20 protein-coding genes are annotated in these 21,047 nt (G+C 42.1%); 9 read left to right on the forward strand and 11 right to left on the reverse strand.

From position 1 onward, the window contains the following. Window positions 1–43: 43 nt before the first annotated feature. Window positions 44–3,928, reverse strand: coding sequence for a phosphoribosylformylglycinamidine synthase (purL, locus tag J8Z24_RS13795; protein ID WP_176033532.1), 3,885 nt, complete (start codon window positions 3,926–3,928; stop codon window positions 44–46). A 199-nt stretch (window positions 3,929–4,127) separates the two neighbouring features. Between purL and mltF the strand changes: the two genes are divergently transcribed. Together mltF and J8Z24_RS13805 are read left to right on the forward strand one after the other, a co-directional pair. Continuing rightward, window positions 4,128–5,555: a membrane-bound lytic murein transglycosylase MltF gene (mltF, locus tag J8Z24_RS13800; RefSeq protein ID WP_225740677.1), complete on the forward strand. Its 1,428-nt coding sequence runs from the start codon at window positions 4,128–4,130 to the stop codon at window positions 5,553–5,555. A gap of 129 nt (window positions 5,556–5,684) precedes the next feature. Continuing rightward, on the forward strand, window positions 5,685–5,867 hold the full coding sequence (locus J8Z24_RS13805; RefSeq protein WP_125253281.1) for a hypothetical protein: 183 nt from the start codon (window positions 5,685–5,687) through the stop codon (window positions 5,865–5,867). Here J8Z24_RS13805 and tadA read toward each other — a convergent pair. Further along, the gene (gene tadA, locus J8Z24_RS13810; protein WP_128731857.1) at window positions 5,864–6,364 is read right to left on the reverse strand and encodes a tRNA adenosine(34) deaminase TadA; all 501 of its coding nucleotides are present in this window, start codon (window positions 6,362–6,364) and stop codon (window positions 5,864–5,866) included. The genes J8Z24_RS13805 and tadA overlap by 4 nt on opposite strands. A 260-nt stretch (window positions 6,365–6,624) precedes the next feature. Between tadA and J8Z24_RS13815 the strand changes: the two genes are divergently transcribed. Continuing rightward, on the forward strand, window positions 6,625–7,929 hold the full coding sequence (locus J8Z24_RS13815) for an inosine/guanosine kinase (RefSeq protein ID WP_125253283.1): 1,305 nt from the start codon (window positions 6,625–6,627) through the stop codon (window positions 7,927–7,929). Between the two features lie 104 nt (window positions 7,930–8,033). Here the strand turns inward: J8Z24_RS13815 and glsB are convergent, their stop codons facing one another. The 7 genes from glsB to rplU all read right to left on the reverse strand — a co-directional run bounded on the left by glsB (window position 8,034) and on the right by rplU (window position 13,099). Next, the gene (gene glsB / locus J8Z24_RS13820; RefSeq protein ID WP_147390352.1) at window positions 8,034–8,951 is read right to left on the reverse strand and encodes a glutaminase B; all 918 of its coding nucleotides are present in this window, start codon (window positions 8,949–8,951) and stop codon (window positions 8,034–8,036) included. Between the two features lie 81 nt (window positions 8,952–9,032). Next, on the reverse strand, window positions 9,033–9,389 hold the full coding sequence (gene hpf / locus J8Z24_RS13825) for a ribosome hibernation-promoting factor, HPF/YfiA family (protein ID WP_125253285.1): 357 nt from the start codon (window positions 9,387–9,389) through the stop codon (window positions 9,033–9,035). 526 nt (window positions 9,390–9,915) lie between these two features. Beyond that, the gene (locus J8Z24_RS13830; protein WP_125253286.1) at window positions 9,916–10,287 is read right to left on the reverse strand and encodes a DUF3718 domain-containing protein; all 372 of its coding nucleotides are present in this window, start codon (window positions 10,285–10,287) and stop codon (window positions 9,916–9,918) included. Between the two features lie 79 nt (window positions 10,288–10,366). Next, window positions 10,367–10,858, reverse strand: coding sequence for a type 3 dihydrofolate reductase (folA, locus tag J8Z24_RS13835; protein WP_353506998.1), 492 nt, complete (start codon window positions 10,856–10,858; stop codon window positions 10,367–10,369). 323 nt (window positions 10,859–11,181) lie between these two features. Continuing rightward, window positions 11,182–12,339 carry an Obg family GTPase CgtA gene (gene cgtA / locus J8Z24_RS13840; protein WP_176033534.1) on the reverse strand — a complete coding sequence of 386 codons (1,158 nt, stop codon included), beginning with the start codon at window positions 12,337–12,339 and terminating at the stop codon, window positions 11,182–11,184. A 170-nt stretch (window positions 12,340–12,509) separates the two neighbouring features. After that, window positions 12,510–12,767, reverse strand: a complete 258-nt coding sequence (gene rpmA / locus J8Z24_RS13845; RefSeq protein ID WP_105169123.1) for a 50S ribosomal protein L27 — start codon at window positions 12,765–12,767, stop codon at window positions 12,510–12,512. Window positions 12,768–12,787: 20 nt separating this feature from the next. Further along, window positions 12,788–13,099 (reverse strand): 50S ribosomal protein L21, encoded by a 312-nt coding sequence (gene rplU, locus J8Z24_RS13850; RefSeq protein WP_125253290.1) that lies wholly within the window; start codon window positions 13,097–13,099, stop codon window positions 12,788–12,790. Window positions 13,100–13,517: 418 nt separating this feature from the next. Here rplU and ispB point away from each other — a divergent pair, with 418 nt between their 5' ends. After that, on the forward strand, window positions 13,518–14,489 hold the full coding sequence (gene ispB, locus J8Z24_RS13855) for an octaprenyl diphosphate synthase (RefSeq protein ID WP_125253291.1): 972 nt from the start codon (window positions 13,518–13,520) through the stop codon (window positions 14,487–14,489). Window positions 14,490–14,541: 52 nt separating this feature from the next. On the opposite strand, the gene J8Z24_RS13860 is transcribed toward ispB, so the two are convergent. Together J8Z24_RS13860 and mutY are read right to left on the reverse strand one after the other, a co-directional pair. Continuing rightward, entirely contained in the window at window positions 14,542–14,814 is a 273-nt protein-coding gene (locus J8Z24_RS13860; RefSeq protein ID WP_125253292.1) for an oxidative damage protection protein, read from the reverse strand. Window positions 14,815–14,878: 64 nt separating this feature from the next. After that, on the reverse strand, window positions 14,879–15,940 hold the full coding sequence (gene mutY / locus J8Z24_RS13865; protein WP_176033535.1) for an A/G-specific adenine glycosylase: 1,062 nt from the start codon (window positions 15,938–15,940) through the stop codon (window positions 14,879–14,881). 144 nt (window positions 15,941–16,084) lie between these two features. On the opposite strand from mutY, the gene trmB reads away from it, so the two are divergent. The 5 genes from trmB to arcA all read left to right on the forward strand — a co-directional run bounded on the left by trmB (window position 16,085) and on the right by arcA (window position 21,045). Then, window positions 16,085–16,810, forward strand: coding sequence for a tRNA (guanosine(46)-N7)-methyltransferase TrmB (gene trmB / locus J8Z24_RS13870; protein WP_176033536.1), 726 nt, complete (start codon window positions 16,085–16,087; stop codon window positions 16,808–16,810). 73 nt (window positions 16,811–16,883) lie between these two features. Next, window positions 16,884–17,912, forward strand: a complete 1,029-nt coding sequence (locus J8Z24_RS13875; RefSeq protein WP_176033537.1) for a methyltransferase — start codon at window positions 16,884–16,886, stop codon at window positions 17,910–17,912. A gap of 165 nt (window positions 17,913–18,077) precedes the next feature. Beyond that, the gene (locus J8Z24_RS13880; RefSeq protein ID WP_176033538.1) at window positions 18,078–19,700 is read left to right on the forward strand and encodes a sensor histidine kinase; all 1,623 of its coding nucleotides are present in this window, start codon (window positions 18,078–18,080) and stop codon (window positions 19,698–19,700) included. 38 nt (window positions 19,701–19,738) lie between these two features. After that, on the forward strand, window positions 19,739–20,218 hold the full coding sequence (locus J8Z24_RS13885) for a YfiR family protein (RefSeq protein WP_225740676.1): 480 nt from the start codon (window positions 19,739–19,741) through the stop codon (window positions 20,216–20,218). A gap of 107 nt (window positions 20,219–20,325) precedes the next feature. Then, window positions 20,326–21,045, forward strand: a complete 720-nt coding sequence (gene arcA / locus J8Z24_RS13890; RefSeq protein WP_125253298.1) for a two-component system response regulator ArcA — start codon at window positions 20,326–20,328, stop codon at window positions 21,043–21,045. Window positions 21,046–21,047: the final 2 nt, after the last annotated feature.

Consider the following 21,047-nt stretch of genomic DNA (forward strand, 5'->3'; position numbering starts at 1 on the left):
TGAATAAAAAAGGCCACCGAAGTGACCTTTTCTAATTTCTGCGTTAGCCTACTAGCTTACGCGCATTGCGGAACATGCGCATCCAAGGACTATCTTCTTGCCACTCATCAGGGTGCCAAGAGTTTGCCACTGCTCTGAATACACGCTCAGGGTGCGGCATCATCACAGTTGCGCGGCCGTCTGTTGAGGTCATACCGGTAATACCAGCAGGAGAGCCATTCGGGTTAGCGGGGTACTGAGTAGTTGGATTGCCGTAGTTATCAACAAACTTCACAGCAACTGAACCTGAATCCAATGCCGTTTGTACCGCTGCTTCACTTGCAAACTCAGCATGGCCTTCACCATGTGATACCGCGATTGGCATACGAGAACCAGCCATACCATCAAAGAAGATTGATGAACTTTGCTGCACTTCAACTAAGCTGAAACGCGCTTCAAAACGCTCTGATTTATTAGTGACAAAACGTGGCCAGTTTTCCGTGCCAGGGATCAGCTCTTTCAATGTAGAAAGCATCTGACAGCCATTACACACACCTAAACTGAAGGTATCTTGGCGTTGGAAGAAACCTTGGAATTGCTCACGTGCAGAGTCATGGAATAGGATTGATTTAGCCCAGCCTTCACCAGCACCTAAAACGTCACCGTATGAGAAGCCACCACATGCCACTAGGCCTTTGAAATGCTCTAGTGTTAAGCGACCTTCAAGGATATCACTCATGTGTACGTCGATTGCCGCAAAGCCAGCACGGTTAAATGCTGCAGCCATTTCAAGATGCGAGTTCACCCCCTGCTCACGTAAGATAGCAACTTGCGGCTTCACCCCTTTTGCAATGTAAGGCGCTGCGATGTCTTCATTTAGATCAAAGCTCAATTTAACGTTAAGGCCCGGATCTTTGTTATCGAACTTAGCGTCAAACTCTTGCTTCGCGCAATCTGGGTTATCACGTAGCGCTTGCATCTGGTAAGTGGTTTCAGCCCAAATAGTACGAAGCTCAGTGCGAGTATTTTCAAGTACCGTTTGACCATCACGAGTAAAGATAATTTTATCTTCACTATTTAGCGTACCGATGCGATGTGCAATATCAGCAATACCGTGCTCGGCAAATACTGCTTCAACCGCTGCAATGTCATCATTGCGAACTTGTAATACCGCACCTAGCTCTTCATTGAATAGTACTTCTATATCAGTACCTTGCAGCGTATCTAATTCAATGCTCACACCTGTGTGGCCAGCAAATGCCATTTCCGCGGCAGTGGTGAATAGACCACCGTCAGAGCGGTCGTGGTAAGCGATAAGCTTGCCAGATTCAACCAACGCTTGTACTGCATTGTAGAAGCCTTTTAATAGCTCTGGGCTGTCAACATCAGGGGTCTTGTCGCCAAGTTGCTTGTACACTTGCGCTAAGCTTGACGCACCAAGGCGGTTTTGACCAGCACCTAAGTCAAGTAGGAATAGACTGGTTTCACCCTTATCAGTACGAAGCTCAGGCGTGACTGTTTTGCGAATATCTTCAACACGACCAAATGCAGTGATGATAAGTGACAACGGCGCAGTCACTGACTTTTCTTCGCCATCTTCATCCCACTTTGTCTTCATCGACATTGAGTCTTTACCAACTGGGATTGTAAGACCTAGCGCAGGACATAGCTCTTCACCAACCGCTTTAACTGCTTCGTAAAGACCAGCATCTTCGCCTGGGTGACCCGCAGCCGCCATCCAGTTTGCAGAAAGTTTAATGTTGTTGAGGCTACCGATATTAGCACCAGCGATATTGGTTAGCGCTTCTGCTACTGCTAGACGAGCCGATGCTCCATAGTTAAGTAGTGCCGCGGGGGTGCGCTCACCCATGGACATCGCTTCACCGTGGTAAGTATCGTAAGTTGCCGCCGTTACCGCACAGTTAGCCACTGGTACCTGCCAAGGGCCAACCATTTGGTCACGTGCAACCAAACCCGTTACGGTTCTGTCACCAATCGTGATAAGGAAGGTTTTCTCAGCAATCGTTGGTAGGCGAAGTAAACGCTTAGCTGCATCGTCAAGTTCAATACCTGCGGTATCTAATGCTTTACCTTCTACATGCTTTGACTCAACATCACGGTGCATTTTAGGCGGCTTACCAAGCAATACGTCTAGTGGTAAATCAACCGGATTATTATCAAAGTGGCTATCGGCGACGGTTAGGTGACGCTCTTCTGTCGCTTCACCAATCACCGCATATTGTGCGCGCTCACGCTTACAAATTGCTTCAAAGCGAGCAAAGTCTTCCGCTGCAACTGCCAATACATAACGCTCTTGTGACTCGTTACACCAGATTTCGTGTGGTGCCATGCCTGGCTCATCATTCGGGATATTACGCAGCTGGAATTTACCACCACGGCCGCCGTCGTCGACAAGTTCAGGGAATGCGTTTGATAAACCACCCGCGCCCACATCGTGAATAAACGCAATTGGGTTATCATCACCAAGTTGCCAACATTTGTCGATCACTTCCTGACAACGACGTTCCATCTCAGGGTTTTCACGCTGAACAGAAGCAAAGTCTAAATCTTCGTTTGATTGGCCAGATGCCATTGATGAAGCAGCCCCGCCGCCAAGGCCGATGTTCATTGCAGGACCACCAAGTGCGATTAGCTTAGCACCTACAGGGATTGAGCCTTTTTGCACGTGATCTTCACGGATGTTACCTAAACCACCTGCGATCATGATTGGCTTGTGGTAACCACGTACTTCAGCGCCGTTATGGCTTTCTACTTTTTCTTCGTAGGTACGGAAGTAACCCAAGAGGTTTGGACGACCAAATTCGTTGTTAAATGCTGCACCGCCAAGAGGGCCATCAAGCATGATGTCTAAAGCATTAACAATGCGTCCTGGTTTACCAAAGTTAGTTTCCCAAGGTTGCTCAAAACCTGGAATACGAAGGTTAGAAACGGTGAAACCAACTAAACCTGCTTTTGGCTTAGAACCTCGACCGGTTGCACCTTCATCGCGGATCTCACCACCGGAACCTGTTGATGCGCCAGAAAATGGCGCAATCGCCGTTGGGTGGTTGTGCGTTTCCACTTTCATCAGAATGTGGATATCTTCCTCGTGGTAAGCGTACTCCCCGTCAGTATTTGGGAAGAAACGGCCAGCTTTAGAGCCGGTCATAACCGCAGCGTTATCTTTATACGCCGACAATACATTGTCGCTATTGGTTTCGTAGGTGTTTTTAATCATTTTAAACAGCGACTTAGGCTGCTCTACACCATCGATAGTCCAATCGGCGTTGAAAATTTTGTGACGACAGTGCTCAGAGTTCGCTTGAGCGAACATGAAAAGCTCAATGTCGTTAGGGTTACGACCAAGCTTTTCAAAGCTTTCGACTAAGTAATCAATTTCGTCATCAGCAAGTGCAAAGCCCTGCTCAACATTCGCAACCGCTAATGCTTCACGGCCGCCGCCAAGAATATCCACTGAAGACATTGGGCGAGGCGTTTCGGTGCGGAATAATTTAGCTGCATCATCAAGTTCTGTATGAACCGATTCTGTCATGCGGTCATGAAGTAACTGCGCAACTTCTTCAAACTGAGTTTGTGTTAGTTCACCCTCAACATAATAAGCAATACCACGTTCAACACGGTGTACTTGTGTAAGACCACAGTTGTTTGCAATATCTGTCGCTTTAGAAGCCCAAGGAGAGATAGTGCCGACTCTTGGTGTGACCAAGATCAGTTTGCCCTCAGGCTTATGCTCAGTAATAGTCGGTCCGTACTTTAACAGGCTGTTTAGCTTGGTTAATTCAGTCTCTGAAAGCTCAGCCGTTAAATCAGCAAAGTGCATGAACTCGGCATAAACATTGGTAACTGGTAATTGAGCTGCAGCGCAGGTTTTAAGGATCTTTTGGACTTTGAAATCTGAAAGTGCAGGTGCACCACGTAGGATTAACATAGGTATTTTCATCCGGGGTTAAGGATTGAACGATATCTTGGGCGCTCATTATAGTGGAAATAGCGCTTGGAATTAACACTAATTTGTCAAAACTAGAAAATATCATGCAAATCTATCATTACCTTAAGTTAATTCGGCTTTTGCAATTATGATTTTGCTGCGGTAAGTTGATAATTCGAGCGCACAAGAGATCTGGGCCATGTTAAAATACATCTTTATGTGCTTTGTTGTCCTCTTTTTAGTTGGGTGCGACAAAGCCCCACTTAATCAATTACAGCAGATAAAACAAAATAAAGTATTGCGTGTTGGTACGCTTGCGGGCCCGGGAAACTACTATCAAGGTACCGCTGGAGAGCAAGGCTTTGAGTATGAACTGACGAGTGAGTTTGCTAATGAGCTTGGCGTTGCATTACACATTGTCCCCTATTTTAGTTTAGATGAACTATTCGCAAGATTAGACGCTGGAGATCTCGATATCGTCGCTTCAGCGATTAGCTTTCACCCATCAAGAACAGCGCAATATCGCTTTGGCCCAACCTACAGAACGATCAGTCAGAAGCTTGTCTACAAACAAGGCAGAGACTGGCCAAGAGACTTTGATGATATTAACGCACCTATCACAGTACTGGCACATAGCAACCATGTCATTGCATTAGAGGAAGCCAAAATTCAATATCCTCATTTAACATGGGATGTTGTGTCTGATAAGGGAGAAGAAGAGTTACTACAAGCCATCATTGATGGAGAGATTGACTATACCATTACAGATTCTCACTCATTAGCTTTATTTCGTCGTTATCACCCAACAGTGAGTATTGCTTTTTCTGTTACCCAAGATGAGCACGTAGCATGGATGATGCGCAGTGAAAAAGATGACTCTCTTTATGCCTTACTGCCCGCTTTTTTTGCTCGTGCAAAAAAAAATAACTTATTAGCAACTTTAGAAGAAAAGTACTTTGGTCACGTTGAAGAATTTAATTATGTTAACACTCTAGCATTTGTAGAGGCTGTTCACAGCACCCTCCCCACATATCTAAAGTGGTTCAAAGAATATTCTACACAACACAATATAGATTGGCGCCTGCTTGCGGCAGTAAGTTATCAGGAGTCGATGTGGGATCCAAAAGCAAAATCGCCCACAGGAGTCAGAGGGATCATGATGTTAACTCAACCTACAGCTAAACAAGTTGGAGTAACGAATCGCCTCAACGCCAAGCAAAATATAGAAGGTGGAGCAAAATATTTGCGTATTCTATTTAATCGTATGCCCGACGAAATACAGCAACCAGATAGCACTTGGCTCGCATTAGCCTCATACAATGTTGGCTGGGGACATGTCCGTGATGCGCGCGCTATCACAAAAGAGCAAGGGGGGGATCCAAATAACTGGGCTGACGTTAAAAAACGACTACCACTGCTTACTAAAAAGCGCTACTATCGAAATACAAAATATGGATATGCTCGTGGTGATGTTGCGGTTACGTATGTAGATAATATTCGCCGCTATTATGACGCGTTAGTATGGCTAGAGGAGAATGGCGCGCTCCTTCCTGATGACAACATAACTTCTTCGCAAGCAATCCCTGAAACAAACCAAAAACAACCTCATGATGTCGCTAAAAAATAGTGACTAATAATTACTGTTGTGGCTTGATAAATGCACTAAGCGGTCATAAATCTGTCACAGGCATCACGTATTAATACTAAGTTACTGTTGGGGAATAGCCCCATTTAATCTCTCACATTCGGAGGTTCTATGTTGAGAAGACGTCGGAATCATCAGTTTAAACGCAATACCAAGTACACGTCACCAAATCGCCGTCGTGTAATGATGAAAAATGCACACAGAAAAATGCTGCTTCGCCATCGTATTTTTGCTCTTATTCAAATGGAAGAGCAAAGAGAAACAAGTACAGCATCGACGGTAGTACAACCCTAAGTACTACCTTGTTTCAACTTCTTTGCAGCCTTAATCTCTTTTCGTCTGCGCTTAAAAAAAGCAGACAGCTTGTTTCCACACACCTCTGCTAGCACGCCAGATGTCACCTCTATTTGGTGATTCAGTTTCTCATGCTGTAATAAGTTCATAATTGAACCCGCAGCGCCGGTTTTCGCGTCTGGGGCACCAAACACAACTCGCTTTAAACGGCTATGAACAAGCAAACCTGCACACATAGGACAAGGTTCAAGTGTCACGTATAACGTACAATCAATAAGTCGGTAGTTTTCGATGACTTTACCTGCTTCTCGAATAGCCACCATTTCAGCATGTGCAGAAGCATCATGGCAGGTGATGGAACGATTCCAGCCAGCAGCTATCATTTCCCCCTCTTTCACCACTACCGCCCCCACAGGGATTTCATTTTCCGCTTCAGCTTTGTCTGCATATTTAAGCGCTAACTGCATCCAATATTCATCGTCTTTTACTTCTGACATGATTTGCCTAACCGTCTATTCACTTAAAATCAGAGTATACCACCTTCAGCGTTGGCACGGTTAAGCTGCTATTCTTAAATAAACTTAGTCATAGATAAAGCTGCTTTTATAAGCAAACTCAAGATGTTACCAACATTTTTTTAATATTTTACGGAGTTTATTAGTAATTTTCGCAATTTTGCCGTGGCTCATAGGGTAGGATTTACGCTATAATTCGCCGCTTTTTTTATTTCGTAAGCTCAAAAACACACGGGTAGAATATGAAATTTCCGGGACGCCGTAGGCATAAACACTATTTTCCGGTGGAAGATAAAGATCCGCTTATTAACCAGTTACACGCTGATGATCGGCTAAAAAGGAGCTATATCTGCGGTATAGACCAAATCGTCGTTGATATTGAGGCCAAAGTGGATCAAGCATTTCTTGATGAGTTCCACTTACAGCGCGGTATGTCACAAGTGATAGACAATGATGTCACCAACGCCCTATACGATAGGCTAAAACGTGATGACATGATCGACTATGAATTTGCTGGCGGTACCATTGGTAATACCATGCACAACTATTCAGTTTTAGCGGACGACCGTTCTGTTTTGCTTGGGGTTATGAGTGAAAACATTAAAATTGGTAGCTACGCCTATAAATTTTTATGTAACACCTCAAGCCGAGTAGACTTGGACTACCTACAACCAGTAGATGGGCCTATAGGTCGCTGTTTTACACTGATCGATGACAGTGGCGAGCGTACTTTTGCTATCAGCGCAGGACTGATGAATCATCTACGTCCAGAATCTATCTGCCAAACGCTTATCCAAGAATCATCAGCGTTAGTGATCAGCGCTTATTTGATGCGCACCAGTGGCGATGAAACAATGACTCAAGCCACCATGCAAGCGGTTGAGTATGCAAACAAAGCAGGAGTTCCAGTAGTACTCACTTTAGGAACTAAATTTTTAATTGAACAAGATCCTGTTTGGTGGGCTGATTTTGTAGCGAAACATGTCGACATTTTGGCAATGAACGAAGAAGAAGGCGAAGCGATTACAGGGCATAGCGATCCGCTCCTTGCTGCTGATAAAGCACTAGATTGGGTTGATCTTGTCATTTGTACAGCAGGCCCTAAAGGATTGTTTATGGCAGGTTACGTCGATGATAGCTGTAAACGAGAAACTGAGTACCCACTTCTGCCAGGCGCAATTCCAGAGTTTAATCGTTACGAATTTTCTCGTGCAATGAAAAAGTCACTATGCCAACAGCCTATTAAGGCATACAGCCATACGGCACCATACATGGGTGGGCCGGACATTATCAAGAACACTAATGGTGCTGGCGATTGTGCACTTGCCGCAGTATTGCATGATATTTGCGCTAACGAATATCATAAGTTAAATGTACCAAACTCAGCAAAGCATGAACAAAGCGCGATTACCTACTCATCCCTTGCACAGATCAGTAAATACGCTAACAGAGCAAGTTATGAGGTTTTGGTTCAGCATTCACCAAGGCTCTCCAGAGGACTTCCCGAGCGAGAAGACTCACTAGAACAATCGTACTGGGAACAGTAACTCTCAAAATAAAAATGGCGACTCAGGTCGCTATTTTTATTTTGGCTTAGATTGGTAGCTAGCAAAATATGATTATTTAAAGCTTTATTTTTTACTTTAGCGACTTAAAAAATGGCAGTGCCAAGTTCATTGGATAAATATTCAAGTGCAGCAATCCCAGCTAATGAGTTACCAACTTTATCTAAACCAGGCGACCATACTGAGATAGTAAAGCGATTAGGCACTATTGCTATTATTGCTCCTCCTACACCTGATTTACCCGGCATGCCAACTCGATAGCCAAAGTCACCCGCAGCATCATAAAGGCCGCTTGTGAATAGTAGAGAATTCATTTGCTTAGTTTGCTTTTTAGAAAGTATGTGTTGTCCTGATATGCTGCATTCCCCTTGGTTGGAAAGGTATGAAAATGACCTTGCTAGCTCTGTCGTATTCATTTCAATCGCACAGAAGTTAAAATACGACCACAGCACATCTTCTACTTCATTATTGAAGTTACCAAACGATTTCATTAAATAAGCCATAGCCGCATTGCGATAGCGATGATCGTACTCGGACTGGGCAACAATCTTATTAATGCATAATTTATTGTTACCTGACATTGCTCTATAGCTCTCCAACATCGTGTGGATCGGTGCGGATAACCGAGAGTAGAGTGCGTCACAAGTAACAATAGCACCTGCATTTATAAACGGATTTCTGGGGATCCCATTTTCAAACTCAAGCTGAGTTAAAGAATTAAATGCAGTGCCTGAAGGCTCTTTTCCAACTCGCTGCCAAAGTTCATCACCATAACGTTGTAATGCCAAAGTCAGAGTCATCACTTTAGAAACTGACTGTATTGTAAATCTCGCAGTGACATCACCTGCACTATATGTTTCACCATCAATAGTGTGTAAAGCAACAGAAAACTGCTCAAGCGGCTGCTGAGCCAATGCGGGTATATAGTTTGCTACTTTACCTTGACGTAGTAACGGCTTAACACGCTGGACAGCCTGCTCTAAAATATCTTGATAATTTGACATAGATTCTAAGATTTACACATACGACGATTAGTGGGATTGTATCAAAAAAGGCCCCGAGGGGCCTTGTGGATAATCTGAATTTTACTTAAGTTCCATTTCTTGAATGATCTCATGCGCAATAGGTGGGGTGGTGCTCACTGGCTTTTGGTGTTTATTTGCTTTGAGCTGACCCTTACGATGTTTTAAAGCTGAATCCAGCTTTTTAGACGCTTTAGCTATTGCCGGATACATTACTTCATCCTCGCCTTTTACCGATATTCGGCTTCCTGCGTAGTTTGTACTTATCTCCGTATAAAATTGTTTGTGTTCTTTACTGACGATGATGTCAAGGGATAACAACGATGGAAAGTGGTTAGCAATTTTGGCAAACTTTTCATGAACGTGGTTTTTAACAGCATCGGTTACATCTACGTGATGGCCAGACAAATTAATCTTCATATGCAATCCTTCTTTTGCGTTTACCCTTAACAATAGTATTGGCACGATTGTGTTATTTCTCAAGAGCCTTAACAGAAATTTATTACAAAAATTGGAAGGAAACTGATTCTTATCAAAAGAAGTTATAATAAAATATTTTATTAGCCAAGACTCTGGCATGGCTTGCCTAGTGCCCTAATAGGCTTGAGCCGTGACTAAAAAGTAGGATTATTCATTATTCTTCAGCTTGGCTTAATACCAATTATCTTAATTAAACGAACTACTTTAAAGCGAGAAAAGCTTGTCGATAACTCCACTACCGCGTCCTGCTATCGCTAAGGTGCCTACATCCAGATAAGCAAGACAAAAATTTTGCTATTTAGTTATTCTAAATAAGAAATTTTTAACACTGTTAGCGTCAGATTTAGTTCTTCCAATTGAGCAAGTATTAAGACAAATTGGTATTAGGTGAGGTACATAGCGGTGTATGAATTAGTTAGGTATAAAAAAAGCCCAATTAAGGGCTTTTTATCATATGTTTTTTGAATTAAAGGCCCGCACGCTCTTTGATAACTGCAATTAGAGGTGAACCACCATGGTTTGCCTCTGCCCACGCTAGGTCTTTACCATCCTCTAATGCACTTTTAGGAATACTTTTAACAATGTACTCACCAGCATCACTCGCATTGCTAGCGATAGCATGTCTTAGTAGATTATTACCGTTACACTGAACACCATCATAAATATTACGCATTTTAAGACGAGCAGTTTTTAGCGCCTTACGAATACGGTTTTTGTCATCAGCAGCAATATATTCACATAGAGAGAGCGCCAACTGATCGTTTGCACTTGCTGGTTTGCTAAAAGAAAAAGCTGCAACAGCAATAGATACTGACAGTAGCACGGTAGTTAATTTCATTACACAGACCCTTTAATACTTTGTTCGTAGCATATAACTGACTATATTTTAGCAACCTAAACAATTGTTAGCAAGAAACTCATAGTTTTTTGTGTAGAGTTACGAATTTATAACTATGGTTATTACGCTCGTCAGGTTCGTTACACTCTGTTTCGACCTCGCGCCACTCTCCAAACTTTTTGTAATCAGGAAACTGCGTATCCCCCTCTACATCAAGGTCGATAAAGGTCAAATAGAGACGCTGAGCATACGGTAAAAATATGTCATAAATATGACCACCACCAATTATCATAATTTCTTCATAATTAGAGACTACTTTTAACGCAGCCTCAGGAGTAGAAACTACTTCTATACCTTCATGTGTGTAGTCACTATTTCGTGAAATAACGATATTTCTTCTACCAGGTAAAGGCCTACCAATGGACTCAAATGTTTTTCGTCCCATGATCACAGGTTTCCCTAGAGTGATTTTTTTAAAGTGCTGAAGATCAGCAGGTAGATCCCAAGGCATATCGTTATCTTTTCCGATGACACGATTGTTTGCCATTGCTGCTATCATTGAAATTACCACAATGTACCTTATTAGTATTTTAGTATTAGTTTTTGAAACGCTATTTGGTATTACGAACAGTATAACACCTAATATCAATTTGCTTAATTAAGTGGTCTATTTTGAGGCGAGAAAATCTTGTCGATAACTAGGCAAAAATTTTGCTATTTAGTTGTTCTAAATGAGAAATTTTAACGCTGTTAGCGTCAGATTTACTCCTTCAAATTGAGCAAGTATTAAGTCAAATTGGTATAACAATCATGATACAGAAAATGGAAAAAGAAATAGCAAAAAGGCCCTGAATGGGCCTTTCAAACTAATCAATGAGAATTGGAGCGATATAACTAACGCTCGTAGATGACTTCTACATCATAGTCATCGTCGTCCCAGTCATCCCAATCATCATCGTCATTGTTGTCGTTTTTAGTTGCATGCCTGTGATAGGTATCCCACTTAAACTCAACTTCTTCTTGCTGCTCTTCCTCAAACTTGTCTTTTGGCATGCTTTCAAGCAAATTCATAATATCAAAGCATAAAGGTTGCGTATTAAGCTTATTTGCTGCGGAGATCATGTAAAAGTTTTCTGCGTCTAGCTCGTGTGCAATACGCGAGCAAACTTCTTCTCTTTCTTCCTCAAGCAATAAATCAACTTTATTCAACACTAGCCAGCGTGGCTTTTCTGCCAATTTAGGGCTGTATTGATGTAATTCGTTAATGATTGCAAAGCCATTTTCAATCGGATCACTACCATCAACTGGCATCACATCAATAATGTGCAATAACACTCGACAGCGCTCTAAATGCTTTAAGAATCGAATACCAAGGCCAGCACCATCAGCTGCACCTTCAATCAATCCCGGAATATCTGCAATTACAAACGACTTACTCGCTTCTGGGCGAACAACACCTAAATTAGGCACAAGCGTGGTAAACGGGTAATCTGCTACTTTAGGCTTTGCAGCTGAAACACTACGAATAAATGTCGATTTGCCAGCGTTGGGCAGACCTAATAGACCAACATCGGCCAAAAGCATAAGCTCTAGACGTAGATTACGAACTTCCCCTGCGGTACCTAATGTCTTCTGTCTTGGTGCACGGTTTGTACTGGACTTAAATCGCGTATTTCCAAGGCCATGAAAACCACCTTTAGCAACAATTAACTTTTGTTCATGCTTAGTTAAATCGCCAAGACATTCTTCGGTATCAACATCAGTAACACGAGTACCGACCGGTACTTTGAGTACCAAGTCTTGACCCTTCTTACCGGTGCAATTTCTGCCTTGACCATTAGTGCCGCGCTCAGCTCGGTGAAAACGTTCAAACTGATAGTCGATAAGCGTATTTAAGTTTTCATCAGCCTCAAGGAATACACTCCCGCCATCACCGCCATCACCTCCGTCTGGGCCGCCATCTGGCACAAACTTTTCGCGGCGGAATGAAACGACACCACTGCCCCCATCTCCGGCTTCCGCTCTAATTTCTACTTCATCGACAAACTTCATGGTTTAAACTCTTTAACTCTGTCTGAATTCTCTTCGCTATTATAGCAGTAGCGACAAGTCGCTCCTAATATCAATTGTATTAATACAACTTGATATAGCTAAATTTGGTAATTAATGCACTAAAAACAAAAAAACCCCGCCTAAGCGGGGTTTTTAGTATTTAATACCGATTACTCAGCTACGATGCTAACGTATTTACGGTTTAAAGGACCTTTCTGCTCAAAAACAACTTTACCGTCTGCTTTTGCGAAGATTGTGTGGTCTTTACCGATACCTGCGTTAGTACCAGCGTGGAACTTAGTACCACGTTGACGAACGATGATGTTACCCGCTAAAACTGATTCGCCACCAAAACGTTTAACACCTAAGCGTTTACTTTCTGAATCGCGACCGTTACGAGTACTACCAGCTGCCTTCTTATGTGCCATCTATCTGTACCTCTAAAAAATTAAGCGCTAATGCCAGTGATTTTAACTTCAGTGAACCACTGACGGTGGCCCATCTGCTTACGAGAATGCTTACGACGTCTAAACTTAACAATCTTAATCTTCTCGCCACGACCGTGAGAAACAACTTCAGCTGTTACTTTGCCACCGTTAACGAACGGTGCACCGATCTCGATCTTTTCACCATCAGCAATTAGAAGTACTGAATCAAATTCAACTGCTGCACCAGTTTCAACGTTTAGCTTTTCTAAACGAATAGTTTGACCTTCAGTCACACGGTGCTGTTTACCACCACTTTGGAAAACCGCGTACATAATTAACTCCGTCTGTGCGCCCTCAAATCGACGCAACTTAATATTCTTCAATAGGGCGCGAAGTTTACGCTAATGCGTATCTTGGCGCAAGTGTAAATTTGAAGAAAGTGAATAAAATTTAGCTCGCATGAGGGCAATCAAATATTTTCCCCTATTCTAGTCAAAAAAATGTCAAAGCCAAGCTATTTTTTATCCGAACTACCCTCCTAACGTATGGTCATTTCAATTACCTAAAACTGATACTCTGGATAAATTCCACACCAAAAGAGGTATCTTCTTTGAGTGATAAAAAGAACAAAAATTAAGCATAAAAACGTTTTTTTATAAGCAACTACGACAATTTATCGAGTCGATGGTTTTTTTGTAGTACAATCGCTGCGTTTATTCATTTTCGGTTAATAGATTGGCTCGGAGCACAATGGATATAAAAACTATCCAAAATTTGGTTGAGCAAGACATGCTTGGTGTCAACCAACTTATACATGAACAAATGCAATCTGATGTTGCGCTTGTAAAGCAGTTAGGTTTATACATTGTGAACAGCGGAGGTAAGCGCATCCGTCCGATGTTAGCCCTTTTGGCCGCCAGAGCATTAGGTTATGAAGGTGATAAACACATCACATTGGCGACAATTGTCGAGTTCATACACACGGCAACCTTACTCCATGATGACGTAGTTGATGAATCGGCGTTGCGCCGTGGAGAGCCTACCGCGAATGCCGAGTTTGGTAATGCTGCCAGTGTCTTAGTCGGTGACTTTATCTACACCCGCTCATTTCAGCTTATGGTTGGCCTTGGCAATATGGAGGTGATGCAGATCCTTGCTGATGCTACTAATATAATCGCCGAAGGTGAAGTGTTACAGCTTATGAACTGTAATGACCCAGATACCAGCGAGCAGAGTTACATGCAGGTTATTTACAGCAAAACCGCAAAACTCTTTGAAGCAGCAACCCTGTTGCCAGCCGTTGTATTAGAACAATCCGATGAGATAAAAACAGCGCTCAAGCTATACGGCATGCACCTAGGCACCGCCTTTCAGCTTGTAGATGACATTCTTGATTACAGTGCTAACGCAGAGCTTTTGGGTAAAAATATCGGTGATGACCTTGCTGAAGGAAAGCCGACGCTGCCGCTAATTTATGCTATGAAGCATGCGAATGAGCAGCAAACTGCGCAAATTCGCACAGCAATCGAAAGTGGTAATGGGCTTGAGCACCTCGAAGAAATATTAGCCACTCTAGCAGAGACAAAAGCGCTCGATTTTACTATGGAAAAAGCACAAGAAGAGGCGCGTAAAGCAATAGAACAACTTGATGTGCTGCCTGATTCAGACCATAAAGAAGCGCTTGTTGCGCTAGCAAAGCTATCAGTAGACAGAGAGTACTAATTCACTGTTAAAGACAAAACCGATTAGTAAAAAGGTCGCATAAGCGACCTTTTTACTTCTCTGGAGGCCTATAGCCTTCAATTTCAACGTCTTTATTTTCAAACAAAAAACCAACCATCTGCTCTTCAAGTAGCTGTCTGTGCTCAGGATCCATCATATTTAAGTGTTTTTCATTGATAAGCATGGTCTGCTTGTGCTGCCATTGTTGCCATGCTTCTTTGGAGATATTATTAAAAATACGCTCTCCAACCTCACCTGGATAAAGTTGGAAGTCCAATCCTGGCGCCTCTTTTTGTAACTTTTGACAAAATACGGTACGAGCCATAAGTTTCTACCTCTTCAATTTTATTTGTGCACTTTCAATTTGTGGCACAGCTGATGTCTTCAGTTTACCCTATTGCAGCTAAGACTTTAACCAACTTTTTAGTCGGTGCCGCTAACCCGACTTCTGGAGGATTATGAAGGTCAAACCACAATAACTGATGATCATGCACACAATCTGTTGGGTGAGTCACTTCGATAACAACTGGTGTGATGGTTAATTCAAAATGCGTAAAAATATGCACAAAGGGCTCTAAGGTATTAATGCTAGCCGCAACTATGTCTTGCTGGGCGATAAAAGTATTAACCTCAGCAGACTCTGAGAATTCAAAAAACCCAAATAAGCCTCCCCAGATCCCACTTGAAGGGCGTTTTTCCATCAGTACCTTTTCACCGCATTTAATAATGAGGTGATGAGCACGCTTTTTTGGCTTGTCTTTTTTGGGTTTAGGATTTGGAAACTCTTTCACCCGATTATTTTTGAACGCTGAACACTCTTCAACTAACGGGCAAACATCACAGTTTGGCTTGCTTCTTGTACACACGCCGGATCCTAAATCCATCATAGCCTGATTAAACGCTCTTACATCACCACTTGGTGTGACAGCATCACTCAAAGACCACAATTGGTTTTCGACTTTTTTTACTCCGTACCAACCTTCAACCATATAAAACCTAGCTAGTACTCGCTTTACATTACCATCGAGTATTGGGTGGTGCTGACCAAGCGCAAGGGAGAGAATTGCGCCAGCTGTTGAGCGACCTATTCCTGGTAAATCTATAACGGCTTCTAATGTTTCTGGAAATTTGCCATGATATTTATCTCTGATCACTTTGGCGGCTTTGTGAAGGTTTCTCGCGCGAGCGTAATAACCTAAACCAGTCCAATGGTGTAGCACTTCATCTTCTGGCGCATCAGCCAGTTCAATTACCGTTGGGAAGCGCGCCATAAAGCGCTCAAAATAGGGAATAACCGTAGTTACTTGAGTCTGCTGTAACATTACCTCAGAAATCCATACTTTGTACGGTGTTTTTCCGAGTTGCCACGGCAGTGTTTTTCTACCATGAAGGTGATACCAAGACACAACTTGCTCACCAAACCACTTAGCTTGTTGCTGGCTAACGTTCATAAACCTGACTAGTACTTGCTACAAAAGCCGCCAGTGTAATCACAATTGCTTTAATAGTCACCACGTAAAATTTCACTCTATACTTGTTTATTGCCAACTGAATGACGATAATGTGCGACCATTTTCACCAGCATAGAAATGACCATGAACGAATCAAGCAAAAATGCGCTCGAACAGGCGCAGGAAGAAGGCAAGTACATCAGAAAAGTGCGTAGCTTTGTTAAGCGTGAAGGACGTCTAACTAAAGGCCAGGCAGCTGCATTGGAAAAATGTTGGCCGAGTATGGGGTTAGAGCATACACAAGGCTTGCTTGACTTTACTGAGGTGTTTGGAAATAACAATGAAGTCGTTCTGGAAATTGGCTTTGGTATGGGTAAATCACTAGTCGAAATGGCTAAAAATAACCCTCAGCAAAACTTTATTGGTATTGAAGTCCATCGTCCAGGTGTTGGCGCGTGCTTGATGGATGCAGATGAGCAGGACATCAAAAACTTACGTGTATTTGAACATGATGCTGTCGAAATTCTCGCTGACTGTATTGCCGATGGCAGCCTTGCTAAACTACAGCTATTCTTCCCTGATCCGTGGCATAAAAAACGCCACCACAAACGCCGTATTGTCCAACTTGAGTTTGCTGAGAAAATTCGTCAAAAATTAAAAGTTGGTGGCGTGTTCCATATGGCAACGGACTGGGAAAACTACGCAGAGCACATGCTTGAAGTGATGAGTACGGCACCCGGTTATAAAAATCAGTCGCAAAGCAATGACTATGTTCCTCGCCCAGACTTTAGACCTCTGACCAAATTCGAGCAACGTGGTCACCGCTTAGGGCACGGTGTTTGGGACTTGATGTTTGAACGCATCGATTAATTATTGTGGAGCGTATTTTCGCTCCTTTCATTTCTCTCAATACAGCACTCACAGCTTTATCTAGGAGTTAGCGTTGCAATTTACCAACCCCAGCTTGTTATTACTTCGAAATGAAGAAGAACTCATTGCCAATAATATTCTGGTAATCAATCATCCTCGAGATGGTTTTTTACGTGAATTGAAAGCGCTAAATCCCAATTCAGCGATCCATGCTTTTAGCTTTGATTTTGCAGATCATACACATGCAAATAATATTGCCGGTGTGAGTAGTCATGTTGGTCATCAGTTACCGGCTTTACAAAACTGTGATCTCGTTATTTATTACTACCCTAAATCAAAGCCTGAAGCGCAGATGGTATTTGATAACATTCGTTATTTAAGCACTGACGAAACACGACTGCTCGTCGTTGGTGACAATAAAGGCGGAGTAAAAAGTGCTGAAAAGCAGCTAAAAGAACACTCTGAGCATTGCTACAAGTTAGACAGTGCAAAACACTGCATTTTGTACGAATTCAACCAATTAACCAGCAATCCAAACTTTGAGTTAGATCGGTATGTTCAAGAGTTTACTGTACGTATCGCCGACACAGAGTTTACTGCCGCTAGTTTACCTGGAGTATTTAACCACGGTAAGCTTGATGCTGGGACAAAATTGTTGCTGGAGAGTATCACTCTGCCTTATAAAGGGAAGGTACTAGACTTTGGTTGTGGTGCAGGAATTATAACTTGTTACTCGTTGCTAAAAAGCCCAACTCTTAAATTTACCTGTTTAGACGTCAATGCCCTCGCGCTGTACGCGACTCAAAAAACCTTGGCTTTGAACGGGCTCAACGCAACCTTACTGTTGAGTGATGGACTGAGTGAATTAAGCGGTAAGTTTAACTTAATCCTCAGTAATCCACCATTTCATACAGGCATCTCTACTGATTATGGAATTGCTGAACAGTTCTTGCAGAACATTAAGCGTTTTATGGAGGCAAAATCAACTATCCAGTTGGTCGCTAATAGCTTCTTAAAGTATCCGCCAATATTAGAAGCACAATTTAGTCAATTTGAAACAGTCAACAAAAATACAAAGTTCGCCGTATATAAAGCACAATAACACTACTAACCTATAAGGTTTACTTGAAAATTAAGTAAACCTTCGCTGAAATCTGCCTTTTATCTTTTCATTTTCAAAGATTTGCTCTACTTTATTATAATGAGTGTTTGGGATCCCAATACTCTGTTAGCCGCAGCTAAGGCTGATCATCCAGCTGGAATAAGAATGAGTAAGCAATTAACCAAAACAAGCATAAGAAAAGTATTGATCAGCGCAGTGATGCTTGTAACTGCATTGTGCTTGTCTTTATCTATATCCATCTCAACGTATTTAGATGTAAAGGAACAAAGACAACTCATTATTAATAAAATTGAGATGATAGCTGATATCATTTCTTTCAACTCTCAAATAACCATTTTATTTGATGACAGGAAAACTGAAGATGCACGCCTAAAATCTTTTCAGCACGTTGATATTATTAAAAATATTCACATATATGCAATTGATGATGTCACCAATAGGCCAGTGTTTTTCACAAGTTATAATGCAAGTAGAACACCTCCAGTTCCTCTCAAAGTAAACCAAATTGATGAACTCTTAACTCCTAGAGTCTCAGAAGATCACATCGAGCTTGTGAGGCCCGTTATTTACGAAGGTAATATTGAAGGCTACGTATATGTTCGAGGTGGCCTTGAACGCTTATCTAATTATATCAATCAGAAAATTTTGGTTGATATTGCCCTCACCTTATTTGTATTGGTTCTCGTTTTATTAGTTTCTAGAGGCATACAAAAACGCATTGCAACACCAATTGAGGGGCTTTCGACCCTACTTCAAGATGTGTCTAAAAACCACAATTACAATGCCAGAGCTCCTGGCAGTCACATCGCAGAGCTAAATGTACTTGCTAACAACCTCAACATAATGCTGGCCAGAACAGAAAACCAACTTGAACGCCACAAAGCTGACAAACAAGAAATAAAACAGCTAAACCAAAGCCTTGAAGAAAAAGTGAACCAACGCACCATCGCACTCAGAGAGGCTAACCAAGAGCTGCTCAACGCTCTCGAACGAATGCACCAATATCAAAATCAAATCATTGAAAACGAAAAAATGGCATCTTTGGGGCAAATGGTGGCTGGAGTAGCCCATGAAGTAAATACACCAATTGGTTTAGGTATAACTGGCTCGACACTGTTACGAGATAAATTGTCAGACATCAATGATGCATTTCAGAGCAAGTCCCTCACCTCTAAGCAACTAGAAAGGTTCATTGGTGACGGTATCGAAAATTTAGATCTCATCTATCGAAACCTAAATCGTGCAGCTGAGCTCGTTTCTAGCTTTAAGCGCCTTGCTGTAAGCCAAGACTTAGAAGTAAACTCGAAAATAGAACTTTCTAATCTACTCACAGAAGTCGTCGCCTCTTTACGAGCTGAAATTGCGACCAAACAACCAGAGATCAGCATTCACTGTGACAAGGGTCTTGAAATTGAAAGCAAAGCTGGACCTTTACAACAAGTATTAGAGCAGTTGATTTCGAACTCATTACTACATGGTTTTAAAGATCAGCAAAACAACATTATAAATATTACTGTTACCTCAAGCTCAGAGCATCTAAAGCTGGAGTACTTTGATAATGGAGGAGGCGTTCCAAAAGCAATTAAAAAGCGAATTTTTGACCCCTTTGTAACGACACGCCGTGGTGAGGGCGGTAGCGGTTTAGGTATGCACCTAGTTTATAACCTAGTTACACAAGCGCTTGGGGGCTCAATTGCTTTAGATGAAGAGTGTAAAAAAGGCGCAAGGTTTATTATTACACTTCCTCTTTCTGGAAACGTACAATGAAGCGCTGCTGTATTATCATAATATGCTTATTTGCATCTATGGTTCTACATGCAAAAACGCCTGATCAAGTACGTTCTGCTTTTTTATATCAAATGGCCAAGTTTATAGAGTTCCCTGATGAGGATACCAAACAAAGCTTAATATTTTGTTTTTATTCTCTTGAAAGTGGCCCCGCATCTAATTTAAAAAATGCAACAAAACTGTCAATTCGTGGCAAACCCATAACGCTTATTGAGGCAAAAGAAACATGGACTTACCGGGAACTTTCCAGCGCCTGCGACGTCACATACATTGATGAAACCAATGAAAATGATATACTATCCGCTTGGACCGATACAATAGAGTCAAACATGTTGACCGTGGGCGAAAGTATTGAGTTTTTAGAAAGAGGCGGGATAGCTGCTTTGGTCCAAGAAGGAAGCAAAATTCGACTGTACATTAATAAGCAAGCCCTGAACAAACAGTACTTCATCGTACGCTCAAGGTTGCTTGCCGTATCCAAGTTTCATCCCAACTGATTTTACTTGTTAACAATTGGATAAGCTCCTATAATCGTAAATATTCGGATTTATTATATAAGTCCGAACTCATTGTAAATTATATATTCCGAAAAGGTTAATTAATAATGCAAACGCCAGTCATTCTAATTGTAGAGGATGAAGACGTAACTCGACTGAACCTCGTTAGTTTATTTGAAGCGGAAGGTTATAAGGTAATTGAAGCCATTGATGGCGACGACATGCACGACAAGCTAACATCACACGATGATGTAAACCTTGTTATCATGGATATCAACCTTCCTGGTAAAAATGGTTTGATTTTGGCTCGTGAGTTACGCCAGAAGAAAAACATCGGCCTTATCTTCCTTACAGGTCGCGACAATGATGTAGACCGTATCCTTGGTCTTGAGATTGGTGCTGATGATTACATCACAAAACCATTTAACCCGCGTGAACTAACTATTCGTGCCCGTAACTTAATATCTCGCACAGGCAGTTCAGCAGAAGAGTCTACGATCGATAGTAACGGCGTTATTACGTTTAATGGTTGGGAATTAGATGAGAACAGTCGCTGTTTAACATCTCCAACAGGTGACTCAAAGCGTCTACCTAAAGGTGAATATAGAGCGCTTCGTCTAATGTTAGATTCGCCTGGTCGTATCTTTAGCCGTGAGCAGCTTATTAAGCACATGACTGGTCGTGAGCTGCGTGCTAATGACCGTACAGTTGACGTCACAATTCGTCGTATTCGTAAACATTTTGAAACCGATAACAACACACCTGAATTAATCAGCACAATTCACGGTGAAGGTTACCGATTCATTGGTAAAATCGACGCTCAATAATC

This window comes from Pseudoalteromonas sp. SCSIO 43201 (assembly GCF_023716725.1).
Taxonomy (GTDB): domain Bacteria; phylum Pseudomonadota; class Gammaproteobacteria; order Enterobacterales; family Alteromonadaceae; genus Pseudoalteromonas; species Pseudoalteromonas peptidolytica.

Bases quoted from the DNA above. Each gene is read 5' to 3' on its own strand.
- glsB (WP_147390352.1), bottom strand. From the start codon at position 8,951: ATGTCAAATTATCAAGATATTTTAGAGCAGGCTGTCCAGCGTGTTAAG.
- tadA (WP_128731857.1), bottom strand. From the start codon at position 6,364: ATGTCAGAAGTAAAAGACGATGAATATTGGATGCAGTTAGCGCTTAAA.
- ispB (WP_125253291.1), top strand. From the start codon at position 13,518: ATGGATATAAAAACTATCCAAAATTTGGTTGAGCAAGACATGCTTGGT.
- mltF (WP_225740677.1), top strand. From the start codon at position 4,128: ATGTTAAAATACATCTTTATGTGCTTTGTTGTCCTCTTTTTAGTTGGG.
- cgtA (WP_176033534.1), bottom strand. From the start codon at position 12,339: ATGAAGTTTGTCGATGAAGTAGAAATTAGAGCGGAAGCCGGAGATGGG.
- rpmA (WP_105169123.1), bottom strand. From the start codon at position 12,767: ATGGCACATAAGAAGGCAGCTGGTAGTACTCGTAACGGTCGCGATTCA.
- hpf (WP_125253285.1), bottom strand. From the start codon at position 9,389: ATGAAGATTAATTTGTCTGGCCATCACGTAGATGTAACCGATGCTGTT.
- J8Z24_RS13860 (WP_125253292.1), bottom strand. From the start codon at position 14,814: ATGGCTCGTACCGTATTTTGTCAAAAGTTACAAAAAGAGGCGCCAGGA.
- purL (WP_176033532.1), bottom strand. From the start codon at position 3,928: ATGTTAATCCTACGTGGTGCACCTGCACTTTCAGATTTCAAAGTCCAA.
- arcA (WP_125253298.1), top strand. From the start codon at position 20,326: ATGCAAACGCCAGTCATTCTAATTGTAGAGGATGAAGACGTAACTCGA.
- J8Z24_RS13880 (WP_176033538.1), top strand. From the start codon at position 18,078: ATGAGTAAGCAATTAACCAAAACAAGCATAAGAAAAGTATTGATCAGC.
- trmB (WP_176033536.1), top strand. From the start codon at position 16,085: ATGAACGAATCAAGCAAAAATGCGCTCGAACAGGCGCAGGAAGAAGGC.
- rplU (WP_125253290.1), bottom strand. From the start codon at position 13,099: ATGTACGCGGTTTTCCAAAGTGGTGGTAAACAGCACCGTGTGACTGAA.
- J8Z24_RS13805 (WP_125253281.1), top strand. From the start codon at position 5,685: ATGTTGAGAAGACGTCGGAATCATCAGTTTAAACGCAATACCAAGTAC.
- J8Z24_RS13830 (WP_125253286.1), bottom strand. From the start codon at position 10,287: ATGAAATTAACTACCGTGCTACTGTCAGTATCTATTGCTGTTGCAGCT.
- J8Z24_RS13815 (WP_125253283.1), top strand. From the start codon at position 6,625: ATGAAATTTCCGGGACGCCGTAGGCATAAACACTATTTTCCGGTGGAA.
- mutY (WP_176033535.1), bottom strand. From the start codon at position 15,940: ATGAACGTTAGCCAGCAACAAGCTAAGTGGTTTGGTGAGCAAGTTGTG.
- J8Z24_RS13885 (WP_225740676.1), top strand. From the start codon at position 19,739: ATGGTTCTACATGCAAAAACGCCTGATCAAGTACGTTCTGCTTTTTTA.